The 12,844-nt window shown below is 67.4% G+C and carries 11 protein-coding genes; 2 read left to right on the top strand and 9 right to left on the bottom strand.

Translation table 11 applies throughout. From position 1 onward, the window contains the following. Position 1: 1 nt before the first annotated feature. The 8 genes from IPU70_RS29230 to IPU70_RS29195 form a co-directional block, all read right to left on the bottom strand. Positions 2-454 carry a MaoC family dehydratase gene (locus IPU70_RS29230; RefSeq protein ID WP_207472650.1) on the bottom strand — a complete coding sequence of 151 codons (453 nt, stop codon included), beginning with the start codon at positions 452-454 and terminating at the stop codon, positions 2-4. 297 nt (positions 455-751) lie between these two features. Then, positions 752-1,519 carry an IclR family transcriptional regulator gene (locus tag IPU70_RS29225; protein WP_207472649.1) on the bottom strand — a complete coding sequence of 256 codons (768 nt, stop codon included), beginning with the start codon at positions 1,517-1,519 and terminating at the stop codon, positions 752-754. A gap of 57 nt (positions 1,520-1,576) precedes the next feature. Further along, on the bottom strand, positions 1,577-2,575 hold the full coding sequence (locus IPU70_RS29220) for a tripartite tricarboxylate transporter substrate-binding protein (protein WP_207472648.1): 999 nt from the start codon (positions 2,573-2,575) through the stop codon (positions 1,577-1,579). A gap of 537 nt (positions 2,576-3,112) precedes the next feature. Then, the gene (locus IPU70_RS29215) at positions 3,113-3,976 is read right to left on the bottom strand and encodes a proteasome-type protease (protein WP_207472647.1); all 864 of its coding nucleotides are present in this window, start codon (positions 3,974-3,976) and stop codon (positions 3,113-3,115) included. 55 nt (positions 3,977-4,031) lie between these two features. Further along, complete coding sequence (locus tag IPU70_RS29210; protein ID WP_207472646.1) at positions 4,032-4,835, bottom strand: transglutaminase family protein; 804 nt, start codon at positions 4,833-4,835, stop codon at positions 4,032-4,034. A 13-nt stretch (positions 4,836-4,848) separates the two neighbouring features. Further along, positions 4,849-5,820, bottom strand: a complete 972-nt coding sequence (locus tag IPU70_RS29205; protein WP_207472645.1) for an alpha-E domain-containing protein — start codon at positions 5,818-5,820, stop codon at positions 4,849-4,851. A 2-nt stretch (positions 5,821-5,822) separates the two neighbouring features. After that, positions 5,823-7,256: a circularly permuted type 2 ATP-grasp protein gene (locus tag IPU70_RS29200; protein WP_207472644.1), complete on the bottom strand. Its 1,434-nt coding sequence runs from the start codon at positions 7,254-7,256 to the stop codon at positions 5,823-5,825. Positions 7,257-7,678: 422 nt separating this feature from the next. Further along, entirely contained in the window at positions 7,679-8,353 is a 675-nt protein-coding gene (locus IPU70_RS29195; RefSeq protein WP_207472643.1) for a 5-formyltetrahydrofolate cyclo-ligase, read from the bottom strand. A gap of 117 nt (positions 8,354-8,470) precedes the next feature. Here IPU70_RS29195 and IPU70_RS29190 point away from each other — a divergent pair, with 117 nt between their 5' ends. Both IPU70_RS29190 and IPU70_RS29185 read left to right on the top strand, forming a co-directional pair. Beyond that, positions 8,471-10,615, top strand: coding sequence for a lytic transglycosylase domain-containing protein (locus IPU70_RS29190; RefSeq protein WP_207472642.1), 2,145 nt, complete (start codon positions 8,471-8,473; stop codon positions 10,613-10,615). Then, positions 10,612-11,712, top strand: coding sequence for a CCA tRNA nucleotidyltransferase (locus tag IPU70_RS29185; RefSeq protein WP_207472641.1), 1,101 nt, complete (start codon positions 10,612-10,614; stop codon positions 11,710-11,712). Before IPU70_RS29190 ends, IPU70_RS29185 begins: the two co-directional genes overlap by 4 nt. Positions 11,713-11,749: 37 nt before the next feature. Here the strand turns inward: IPU70_RS29185 and IPU70_RS29180 are convergent. Next, positions 11,750-12,844: class I SAM-dependent methyltransferase (locus IPU70_RS29180; RefSeq protein ID WP_207472640.1), on the bottom strand; the 1,095-nt coding region annotated here is incomplete at its 5' end.

Raw genomic sequence — 12,844 nt, 5'->3', positions numbered from 1 at the left:
CTCAGGCGGGACGCTTGCGCATCAGGGCCGAACGCTTGCACGTGGCCACCACCTCGTCGCGATGGTTCAGCGCCGTGTGCTCGAACTCGACGATGCCGGCGTTGGGGCGCGATTTGCTCTCGCGCATCGACAGCACGCGGGTGCGCACGTGCAGGGTGTCGCCTGCGAAAACTGGCTTGGGGAAGTTCACGTCGGTCATGCCCAGGTTAGCCACGGTGGTGCCCAGGGTGGTGTCGTTGACTGTCATGCCGATCAGCAGACCCAGCGTGAACAGGCTGTTGACCAGGGGCTTGCCGAATTCCGTCTGCGCCGCGAAGTGCGCGTCCAGGTGCAGCGGCTGCACGTTCATCGTCAGGGAGCTGAACAGCACGTTGTCCATTTCGGTCAGGGTGCGGGTCCAGGCATGTTCGAACGTCTGCCCGGGAGAAAACTGTTCGTAGTAGAGGCCAGCCATGTTCTTTCCTTCGTGTGTAGAGCGCCGGGCAGCGGCCCGGATTTCGAGAGCGCGCTGCCGGTAAATCGGATCTGCGTTCTTACTCTTGAACAAAAGTTTATAGACATGAACGAAAGCGGGCAATGGTTTTTGCTTGGCGTAAACCCGCAGCAGTCGTTGCGGTGGTGGCGGGCGCGGACGCGCGCCACCACCACCACGGAGAGCGCGTGGCGGGGGAGCAGGAAAGGGGGGCGGCCGTCCCATGTCAGGGACAGGGAGGAGGCCTGGGCTTGGTGCGTCCCTTTTTAGGGATTGGCCTTAGTAGGCAGGCGCGGCGGGCGCCGGGCTGTCCAGGCGTTGAGTGAGATCGCGGCTGGCGGCAAGCAAGGTCTGGCCGATGAGGTCGGCGCGGGCGGCGGAGCGGTCCAGCGGCGCGCCGACGACCAGGGCCAGCACCGCGCCGTACAGCACCAGCGGCGCGGCAACCGACAGGGTGTCGGCCTGATGTTCCGCCAGGTTGACGTGCCAGCCGCGCCTGGCTTCGGTTTCGATCAGCTGCAGCAGCTGCTTGTGTGTCTTGACCGTCTTGCCGGTGTAGCGGTCCAGGGGCAGGCGCGTGGCCAGCGCTTCGCGCTCGGCGGGCGGCATGGCGCCCAGCAGCGCGCGTCCGGAGGCGGAGGCATGCAGCGGTTTCTGCTGGCCGACCCTTGCCGTGAAACGCACGATGCGCTCGGGCTCGGCCACGTCCAGGTAGACCACCTGGTCGCCGGACCGTTGGGCCAGGATCAGGGTCTCGTCCAGCTCGTCGCGCAGCGCTTCCAGCGTGGGCCGGATGCGCGTGGTCAATTGGTCATGCTCGGCCACCGTGCGGGCCTCGTTCAGCCAACGGCGCGTGAGGTAATAGCGGCCCGCGGTCTGATGCGCGTAGCCGTCGCCTTCCAAGGTGTCCAGCAAGGCCAGGCAGCTGGATTTGGGGATGCCCAGTCCGGCCGAGATCTGCGACAGCGTGGCCGGCGCCCGCGTCGCGGCGAAGAACTGCAGGATGTCCAGGACGCGCCTGGCGCTTTTTACGTCGTTCGTACTCATGCACGGGAATATATATTCATGAACGGGCAGCGGCAACCGCCGCCGCCCTCCGCGCCATCAGTCCGCGTACACCCCCGCCTTGCGGATGATGCCGCCCCATTTGTCGACTTCGGACTGCAGCCAGGTCTGCAAGCCCTGCGGCGTTTGCTTGGATTCCGGCACGATCTCGGCGCCCAGTTCCGCCATCTTCTGCGTGAAGGCGGGATCCTTAAGCGCCGCGCGCAGCGCCTCGTTGAACTTGGCGATGGCCTCGGGCGGCGTGCCCTTGGGCGCGTAGACGCCATGCCAGACCTTGACCTCGAAGTCCTTCAGGCCGTTTTCCTGCAGGGTCGGCGCATCGGGCAGGGTCTTGATGCGGTCCAGTGTGGTGACGCCGTACAGCTTGACGCGTTCGGCCTTGATCTGCGGAATGGTCTGGGTGGTCTGGTCGCACAACACGTCCACCTGGCCGCCCAGCAGCGCGGTCATGGCCGGCGCCGTGCCAGCGTAGGGCACGGTGGTGAACTGCACGCCCAGCGATTCCTGCAGCAGCATGCCGCAGAGCTGCGACACCGCGCCCAGGCCGGCGTTGGCCAGGTTGATCTTGTTGCCGTTTTCCTTGGCGTACTTGATGAAGGCCTTCATGCCGTCCGCGGGCAGGTCCTTGCGGCCCAGCAGCGTCATGGGCACGTCGGCCACCTGGCCGACATAGGCGAAGTCCGTCAGCGGATTGAACGACAGCTTGCGGTACAGCGCCGGCGCGGTGGCCATGCCGTTGTGGTGGATCAGGAAGGTATAGCCGTCGGGCGCGGCCCGCGCCACGTGCTGCGACGCCAGCGTGCCGCCCGCGCCGGTGCGGTTCTCGATGATGATGCTCTGACCCAGCGTCTTGGACATGGAAGCGCCCAGACTGCGCGCCACCACGTCGGTCGGTCCGCCCGCCGCGAACGGCACGACCAGCGAAATGGGATGGTTGGGATAGGCGCCTTGCGCGCTGGCGTTGCCAGAGACCAGGCAGGACAGGGCCAGCACGGGCCAGGCCGTGCGCTTGAGCGCGCGCGCGTAGATGGGGGGCATGTCTCGCTCCTTGTGGTGTTGTCGGGGCCCCCAAGGCAAAGCATGACGGCCGGACACCAGTGTGGCGCGCGTGCGCCCGGATGAGAATTCGCGGTTCCGCAAGCCGGGCTTCGGTTGCTGGAAAGGAGGGTTTACGCGGAAGGCGGGCGTCCATGCGGATTTGGCGCTTCTTCCCTTGGAGCGAGTCCGCTGCAAGGGAGTACCGTGGCTTGCAGCCGGTCGTGAAAGTAGCGTAGGGCTCGGGAGTAGGCCTGTTTTCCGTCAGTGAATGGAAAGATCGCACCATCTTTCAGGTGCGCAATGATGCATGCCGTGCAAAAACACGAAAGCCCGCAGCAATGAATTGTGCGGGCCTCGGAAGGTGGGCATATGGCATGCATATACGTTGAAGAAACTGTAGAGCAAACGCCGGTCTTGCCGCAAGGGATCAAGGCACCCGAAATGGGGAAATGACCGCAAGAACCCTCGGTATCAGACGGAATCACGGTCTTAGGCTGGAGGATGCGCCAACCTCCAATCGGGCCTAAAAACCAAACCCTAGTTCGCCTGATCCTTGCCCGGATCTTCTGCCAGCACCTGTGGCGCGGCATAGCTTGCCGCGGGCACATCCACGGGTTCGGCGCGCAGCGGCTGGTGCACGCGGCTGGGCGGCACCAGCGAATCCGGCGAGTCGGGCTGGGTCCACAGCGGGTCCGGGATCTCGGCGAAGACCTGGCGCAGCCGTTCGCCCCAGGTGCCGCGGATCATGCGGAAGTACTCGTTGTGCTCGTCGATGCTGGCGAAGTGCGTGACGCGCAGCGAGTGCGTATCGTAGACCAGCAGGTCCAGCGGCAGGCCCACCGAGATGTTCGAGCGCAGCGTGGAATCCATGGAGATCAGGGCGCATTTGGCCGCTTCGTCCAGCGAGGTGTCGGGACGCAGCACGCGGTCCAGGATGGGCTTGCCATACTTGGCCTCGCCGATCTGGAAGTACGGGCATTCCTGGCCGGCTTCGATGAAGTTGCCGGCCGAATACACCTGGAACAGGCGGCAGCGCTCGGCGCCGATCTGGCCGCCGAAGATCAGATTGACGTTGAAGTCCACGCCCTGCTCGCGCAAGGCCGGGGCCTCGCGGTGATAGACGTCGCGCACCGCGGCGCCGACGCGGCGGGTAGCCTCGAACATGTCGGGCGCGTTCCAGACGGTTTCGCCGCCTTCGTCGTGCTGGCGCGCCAGCGCGTTCAGCACGGCTTGGCTGACCGCCAGGTTGCCGGAGCTCATCAGCACCATCACGCGGTCGCCAGGACGCTCGAACACGGTCATTTTGCGGAAGACGCTGATCTGGTCGACTCCGGCATTGGTGCGGGAGTCGGCCAGGAAAACCAGGCCGGAATCAAGGCGGGCGGCGACGCAGTAGGTCATGATCAAAAATAGGGAAAACCACGCCGCATTGTATTGCGGCGCGGCTGGCAGGATGTTACTGCTGGGCGCTGGTCTGGACCTGCACGCTGACCTCCATGGATTCCTGGCCGCCGCCGCTGCGCACGCCGCGCACCGGCGAGGCCGAGTCATAGTCCCGCGCCACCGCCAGCCGGCAGTGGCAGTCGGAGGCAAACTGGCGGTTGGTGATGTCCACGCTGGTCCAGCCCACGTCGGGCAGCCAGACATCGGCCCAGGCGTGGCTGGCCGCGTGTTCGGCGGTGGTGTACAGGTAGCCGCTGACATACCGGGCCGGCACGCCCAGGCCGCGCACGCAGGCCAGGAAGAGGTGGGCATGGTCCTGGCAGACGCCGTGGCCCATGGCCAGCACCTGGTTGGCGGCGGTGGTGACGTCGGTGGTGCCGGGTTCGTAGGCGACGCGGTCGCTGACCGCGGTAGCAAGGGCCAGGATGTCGTCGGGCGTGTTCAGCCCGTCCGGCAACACGCCCCGCGCGAAAGCCATGACGGTGTCGTCGGCCTGGGTCAGCGGCGTCTGTACGCAATAGGCGTGCACCGGCAGGCGGCTGTCCTCGCTGCCCAGCAGGCCGCGTTCCAGCGGCGCCACTTGCACTTGTCCAACCACGCGCAGCTCGATGTCGGTATGTGGCTGGTTGAGTGTCAGCGTGTGCGTGATGTTGCCGTAGGCGTCCACCTGCTTGTCCAGCGCGCCGGGCGCCTCGATGTGCCAGCGCAGCACGCGCTGGTGCTCGTCGTCGCGCGGCGTCAGGCGCAGGGTCTGGATGCTGTAGGTGACCGGCGCGGTGTAGCGGTAGTGGGTGAGGTGGGTGATGATCTGTTTCATTCCGGTCTCCAGGCTAGGCGGACAGCGGCACCAGGAAATCCTGGCTGATGCGGTTGCCCAGATCGTTGATGCGGTCCAGGAAGCGCTCCAGGTACTGGTGCAGGCCGCTGTCCAGGATGTCTTCGACGCGCCCGTATTGCAGTTCCGCGCACAACATGCCAGCGCGCCGCTCGGTTTCGGTCGAGCGCTGGTTGGAAACGCGCGCCAGGTCGTCGGCCACCGCGCGCATCGAGGCCAGCAGCGAGCGCGGCATGTCGCCGTGCAGGATCAGCAGCTCGGCCACGCGGTCCGGGGTGATGACGTCGCGGTACACCTTGCGGTAGATCTCCAGCCCCGACACCGAGCTGAGCAGCGCCGACCAGCGGTAGAACTCGCTTTGCAGCGCCGCCGTGCCGGCGGGCTCAGTTCGGCCGTCCTGGCCATTGGCGCTGCGTTCGTGGAACTTCACGTCCAGCATGCGCGCGGTGTTGTCGGCGCGCTCCAGGTGCATGCCGATGCGCAGGAAGTACAGGGCCTCGTCCTCCAGCATGGTGCCGATGGTGACGCCGCGCGCCAGGTGCGAACGGAACTTCACCCATTCGAAGAACTCGCCCGGGTTGCGCTCCAGCAGGCCGGTATGCAGATGCTTCAGCAGTTCCAGCCAGGTGGTGTTGTAGGTTTCCCAGACTTCGGTGGTGAGGCTGCCGCGCACGGCGCGCGCGTTCTCGCGGGCGGCGCGCATGCAGGCGTAGATGGACGAGGGATTCTCGGGATCGCGCACCATGTACTGCAGCACGTCGTGCGGCGAGATGGAGGCGTACTTGCTCTGGTAAAGGCCCTGCAGCTCGGAGATACGCAGCACCCCCAGCCACGAGCCCTCGCGCGTCTGCGCGTCCTGCGGCAGCAGCGACATCTGCAGGTTCACGTCCAGCATGCGGGCGGTGTTCTCGGCGCGCTCGGTGTAGCGGCACATCCAGAACAGATTGTCTGCGGTTCGGCTCAGCATGTTCAGTCCTCCTCCAGCACCCAGGTGTCCTTGGTGCCGCCGCCCTGGCTGCTGTTGACCACCAGCGAACCCTCGGTCAACGCCACGCGGCACAGGCCGCCTGGCACGGTGCGGATGTCCTTGCCGCATAGCACGTAGGGGCGCAGGTCCACGTGGCGCGGCGCCACGCCAGATTCCACGTAGGTCGGCACGGTGGACAGCGCCAGCGTGGGCTGCGCGATGTAGTTGGCGGGATTGGCGCGCACCCGCTCCTTGAACGCGTCGACCTCGGCGCGCGAGGCCGACGGCCCCACCAGCATGCCGTAGCCGCCCGAACCGTGGACTTCCTTCACCACCAGTTCGTGCATGTGGGCCAGCACGTGCGACAGTTCGTCCGGCCGGTTGCAGCGCCAGGTCGGGACGTTCGACAGTATCGGTTCCTCGGCCAGATAGAAGCGGATCATGTCCGGCACGTACAGGTAAGTGGACTTGTCGTCGGCGATGCCGGTGCCGATGGCATTGGCCAGCGTGACGCGCCCGGCGCGGTACACCGACAGCAGGCCGGGCACGCCCAGCGCGGAATCGGCGCGGAACGACAGCGGGTCGAGGAAGTCGTCGTCCAGGCGGCGGTAGATCACGTCCACCTTGCGTGGTCCCTGCGTGGTGCGCATGTAGACGGTGTTCTGCTCGACGAACAGGTCCTGGCCTTCCACCAGTTCCACGCCCATCTGCTGCGCCAGGAAGGCATGCTCGAAGTAGGCCGAGTTGTACATGCCTGGGGTCAACACCACCACGGTGGGATCGTCGCCGCCGTGCGGCGCCACTTCGCGCAGGTTGTCCAGCAGCAGATCGGGGTAGTGCGCCACCGGTTCCACCTTGATGCGGCTGAAGGCGTCCGGCATCAGCCGCATCGACATCTTGCGGTTCTCCAGCATGTAGGACACGCCGGATGGCACGCGCAGATTGTCTTCCAGCACATAGAACTCGCCCGCGCCGGCGCGCACGATGTCCACGCCTGCGATGTGGCAGTAGATGTCCTCGGCCACGTCCACGTCCTGCATCTCGGGGCGGTACTGGGCGTTCAGGAAAACCTGTTCGGCCGGCACGACGCCGGCCCGCACGATGTCGTGCCCGTGATAGATGTCGTGGATGAACATGTTGAGCGCGCGCACCCGCTGCTTCAGGCCGGCTTCCAGCAGGCGCCATTCGTCGGCGGGGATGATGCGCGGGATCAGGTCGAAGGGGATGAGCCGTTCGGTGCCGGCCGCGTCGCCCGCCACCGAGAACGTGATGCCGACCCGGCGAAAGCTCAGGTCCGCTTCCAGGCGGCGCGCGGCCATCGCCTGCGCGGATTGCTCATCGTGCCAGCGCTCGAAAGCCTGGCAATGGGAGCGTATGCCGCCGGCGCTGTCGCGCATTTCGTCATAGGCGGCGGGACGGGGTGATCTGTCCTTCATGGCTCCTCCGGTACAGGTGCTGGCGGCCGCGCTCGCGCGCGGCGGCCGCCCGGCCGATGTCCGGCCGGTTGCAAAGGATTAAGCAACACGCGTGCCAGCCTGGCCGGCACGAGCGGGGGGCGCCCCTGGGGACCAATATCCTCCGAAGGGCGTTGCGGCGCCATCGCCGCGGCGGCTGAGGCCAGGGATGGCGCAAGCGCCAGGCGCGGACTGGCCGGGGCTGGCGGGTGGAACGGGGTCAGTCGGGCTGGCGCGGAAAAGCCTGGCCAGGGGGAGCGGGTGGGGCAGCGCCGTGGCGCGGCCGAGGCGGGCCGCACAAGGTGCGCGGCGTGCTGTGTAATGGGGCCGGAACAGGGCTGGCCCGCAGGCTATGTTAGGTCATGCACCGTTTTGGTGCAAGCTGGTGGGGCAAAGCTGGTGCGTCAGTTCATGCGATAGCTGTGCAGCGTGGTGCCGCTGGTGCCGCCTTGTTCCAGCGGCGCCTGAGGCACCCAGCCGTCCTGGGTCAGCACCGCATCCAGCGTGAAGTCGTGTGCAGCGGGTTCATGGCCCGCGTCCAGTTCGCCGCAGCTCCAGGCAATGCCGATGGCGATGAACGGATGGCCGCGGTCGCGCAGCGCGGCCAGGGTGCGGTCGTAATAGCCGCCGCCGTAGCCCAGGCGGTCGCCCTGTTCGGTGTAGCCCAGAGTAGGCACCAGCACCACATCCGGCAGCAGTTCGGGGCCTGCGACCGGTTCCTGGATGCCGTAGGGGCCGGCGCGCAATTCGGCGTCCGGCGTCCAGGGCAGGAAGGCCAGCGGGGCGTTGCGTTCGCGCACCACGGGCAGCGCCACGGTCACGCCGTTTTCGACCCATTGCTGCAGCAGGGGGCGCAGGTCGGGCTCGTCGGCCATGGGCCAGAAGGCGGCCACGGTGGCAGGCGCGGGGCGGCCGGCGCGCACGGCTTCGTCGCGCGCCACGTTCAGCCAGGTGAACAGGCGGGCGCGCATGAGCAGGCCGCCGCGGCTACGCTGGTCTTCCGGCAGTTCGGCGCGGAGTTTTCGCAATCGCGCGCGTAGCTGTACTGCGGTATCCTCTGGAGTATTTTGCGTAGTCATGCGGTGGCTGTAAGAGGGATGGACAAATGATGGCGAACGTGCGGGCGAAGGTGCGGACGAAATTGCGAATTGCCGGCATGCTGGCGTACGGCAAGGCCAGTGTATGAGGGACAGGGCATGACACAGACTCTGCAATCCGGACGGTATCAGAAAACCGCGCGGAAATCCGGGCCCGCCGCCGCATCTGAAGCTACTCCCGGCCTGCGCCGCTGGCTGCCGCTGCTGGCGCTGTTCACCGCGGCCTGTGCGCCAGTGGATGCGCAACAGCGCAGCGCGTCCATCAAGACCCAGCCCGAGCCCGCCGTGCAGGCGGCGCAACCCGCCATTTCCGTCCCGCCGGCGGTGTTGGCGGGTCTGCCGCCCACTTCCCAGACGCCCGCGCTGGCCGCCGTGGTCGCGGCGCGCGAAGCCATGAACCGCAAGCAGTGGTCCGTGCTGGGCGCGCTGGTGCCGCAGGCCAAGCCGGACCCGCTGGGCATGTACCCCGAATACTGGCTGCTGCGCTATCAGCTGTGGACTCCGCCCGCCACGGGCCGGCCCACGGCCGACCTGCAGAAATTCATCAGCGGTAATTCCGACGCCTACCTGGCCGACCGCCTGCGCGGCGACTGGCTGCTGGCCGCCGCCCGCAGCGGCGACTTCGAAACCGTGCGCAAGCTCGCGCCCGTCAAGAACAGCAATGCGCAGATCGAGTGCGCCATCCTCGATGCCAAGCACATGACCGGGCAGCGCGCCACGGCGGCGCAGGCCGCGGCCGCGTTCGCGCCGGGCGGCGCCTGCTGGGCGCTGTACGACCAATTGGTCGCCGACGGCATCATGGGCTGGGAACAGCTGGAACCCCAGCTGCGTGACGCCATCGAAGCCAACAAGACGGCCGACGCACGCAAGTTCGCGCAGTACATGTTCGAGCCGGGCGACCTGAAAACCTATGACCTGCTCATGAAGGATCCCATGAAGTGGCTGACGCGCCAGAGCCGTCAGCCCGTGGGCCGCAACGAGAAGGAACTGGTGACCATCGCCCTGGCGCGCCTGGCGCGTTCCGACGTCAGCGTGGCCGATTCCTACCTGCGCCGCGAATGGGGCAAGTCTGGGGACTGGTCCAAGTCCATGGCCAAGTCGAACCTGGCCTGGGTCCGCGGCCAATACGCGCTGGTCGCCGCACTGAATCTCGACAGCCGCGCCGACGACTGGTACCACGAGGCCGGCCACATCCGCATGACGGAGTACAACGCCGCCTGGAAGGTACGCGCCGCCTTGCGCCAGCCCAAGATCGACTGGAAGTGGGTGATGGAATCCATCGACCAGATGCCGGCCTCGCAGCAGGCCGATTCGTCCTGGATCTACTGGAAGGCGCGCGGCCAGGCTGCGCGCGGCAACAAGGAACAGGCCGCCACCGCTTACGCCAGCATTGCCGACCGCTTCGACTTCTACGGCCAGCTGGCCGCCGAGGAACTAGGCCGCCGCATCACCGTGCCGCCGCGCCCCGCGCCCATCAGCGACCAGGAAATCACCGAGGCCCGCGCCAATCCCGGCCTGCGCCGCGCGATCCAGCTCTTCCGCCTGGGCTGGCGCGCCGAAGCCGTGCCGGAATGGAACTTCACACTGCGCGGCATGAGCGACCGTCAACTGATGGCCGCCGCCGAACTGGCGCGTGCCGAGAACATCTACGACCGCGTGGTCAACACTTCTGATCGCACGGAAAAAGAGTTCGACTTCAGCCAGCGCTTCATCGCGCCGTTCGAAGGCCGCGTCACCGCCAAGGCCAACGCCATCGCGCTGGACCCGGCCTGGGTCTACGGCCTGATCCGTCAGGAATCGCGCTTCATCATGGACGCGCGTTCGCACGTGGGCGCATCCGGCCTGATGCAACTGATGCCGGCCACCGCCAAGTGGGTCGCGGGCAAGATCGGCATGAGCAACTTCACGCCCGACAGCGTCAACGACTTCGACACCAATACCGAACTTGGCACCAATTACCTGAACATGGTGCTGCGCGACCTGAACGGTTCGCAGATGCTGGCCAGCGCGGGCTACAACGCCGGCCCGCGCCGTCCGCACAACTGGCGCTCGACCTTCACGCATCCGGTGGAAGGCGCCATCTTCGCCGAGACCATCCCGTTCAACGAAACGCGCACCTACGTGAAGAACGTGATGTCCAACTCGGTGTATTACGCGGCCATGTTCACCGGCCAGTCCCAGTCCCTGAAGGAACGCCTGGGCAACATCGTGCCGTTGGGCGCGGAAAGCACCTCGATTCCATGACGCGGGATCCGGCCACCGACGGCCTGCAGGTCTATATCGTGGGCGGAGCGGTGCGCGATGCGCTGCTCGGCTTGCAGCCCGGCGACCACGACTGGGTCGTGGTGGGTGCCACGCCCGAGGACATGGCGCGCCGCGGCTTCGTGCCGGTGGGCGGCGATTTTCCCGTCTTCCTGCATCCGCGCAGCAAAGAGGAATACGCGCTGGCGCGCACCGAACGCAAATCGGGGCGGGGCTACAAGGGCTTCACGTTCTACACCGGCGCCGACGTCACGCTGGAAGAGGACTTACGTCGTCGCGACTTGACCGTCAACGCCATCGCGCAGACGCAGGACGGCGAACTGGTCGATCCCCTGGGCGGCGCGGCGGACGTGCGCGACCGCATCTTCCGCCACGTCGGCGAGGCCTTCGAAGAGGATCCGGTGCGCATCCTGCGGCTGGCCCGCTTCGCGGCGCGCTTTGGCGATTTTTCCGTGGCGCCCGAAACCATCGAACTGTGCCGCCGCATGGTCGAGGCCGGCGAGGCCGATGCGCTGGTGGCCGAGCGGGTCTGGAAGGAATTGTCGCGCGGCCTGATGGCGGCGGCGCCGTCGCGCATGCTGGGCATCCTGCAGCAATGCGGGGCGCTGGCGCGCGTGATGCCCGAGCTGCAAGGCGTGGACCAGATCGTGGCGGATGTGGACCGCGCGGCCGCACAAAACCTGTCGCTGCCGGGTCGCTATGCCTTGCTGTGCCGGCTGACGCCAGAACGCGATGCCATGGGCCGCCGCCTGCGCGTGCCGACCGAGTGCAATGATTACGCGCGGCTGCTGCCGGAAGTGCTGGCGGGGCTGGATGCCGCGGAGCAGGGCGCGGATCCTGCCGATGCGCAGTTGGCGCTGATGGAGCGTGCCGACGCGCTGCGCAAGCCGGAACGCTTTGTCGATCTGCTGGATACGGCCGCGGTGCTGCGTGCGGTGGACCGCCCGGCTTGGCTGTCGCGCGTGGCCGCCGTGCGCGGCGTGGATGCCGGGGCCATCGCCCGCGCCTGCGCCGGGGATCCAGCGCGTATCAAGGAACAGGTCCGAGCGGCGCGTCTGGAGCGCCTGCGCGCGCAGTGATTCCGCGACCGATCTGAAAGAGGGGCGTCGCGCGCCCTTACAGCTTGCCCAGCCGGTCGCCGCGCGAGAATCCCGCCAAGGGCTCGGTGATGCCGCGTCCCACCGCCAGCACCTTGAACAGTTCGCCCATTTCCGATTCGGACAAGAGCTTCTGCACGGGCGCTACCGCCTGCGCGTATTGCTGCACGTCGCCCGGATCCAGTTGCGCCAGCAGATCCATCAGCCCCGCGTTCATCAGGAAGCGGGCCTGCGAGGTGTAGCCCAGGACCTGCAGGCCGGCTTCGAGCGCGGCGTCCGCCATGGCGGTGAAATCGACGTGGGCGGTGATGTCCTGCAGGCCCGGCGCGGTGAACGGGTCGCCGTGGGCGTGATGGCGCAGATGGCACATGAGCGTGCCGCCCGCGCGCTGCGGATGGTAGTACTCGCTGCGCGGAAAGCCATAGTCCACCAGCAGCGCCGCGCCGCGTTCCAGCCAGCCGCCCATGGCGGCGATCCAGGCTTCGCCTTGCAGGTTGATCTCGGATACGTAACCGGGCAGGGCCGGCATGCGGGCGGCGACGGCGGCCGCCAGCGCGGGCGGCGCGGGACGGTCTTCCCACACAAAGCCTTGCGAGGCGTCCACCGCCACGCCGCGTTCCAGCACTTCGCCCGCGTCGCTCCAGCGGAAGATCGACACCGGCATCGCGTCCAGGATTTCGTTGGCCAGCACGCAACCGGCGAAGGCTTGCGGCAGCGCGTCCAGCCATTGCACGCGGTCGCCGAACGCCGCCAGTCTTTCTGCCTGGCGGGTGCGCAGGTCGGCCGAGACTTCCAGGATCAGATAGCGGGTCTGCTCCAGGCCCATCGCGTCGAGTTCGCGCAGCACGCCCTCGGCCAGCGCGCCGGTGCCGGCGCCGAATTCCAGCACGGCGTCGGTCTGCGTCTGGCGCAGCACCTGGGCAGCCTGACGGGCCAGCGTGCGGGCAAACAGCGGGGTCAGCTGGGGGGCGGTGACGAAGTCGCCGGCTGGGGCGCGGACGTCGCCGTCGGCGTCAGCCAGTTTGACGTTGCCGGCAGCGTAGTAGCCCAGCCCGGGCGCGTACAGCGCTTGCGCCATCCAATGGTCGAACGACAGCCAGCCGCCATGGGCGGC

It is taken from the genome of Achromobacter sp. SD115, assembly GCF_017355315.1.
GTDB classification, from domain to species: Bacteria; Pseudomonadota; Gammaproteobacteria; order Burkholderiales; family Burkholderiaceae_B; genus Achromobacter; species Achromobacter xylosoxidans_B.
Note: the sequence above shows the minus strand (reverse complement) of the source record. Positions and strands in the feature narration are given on the sequence as shown.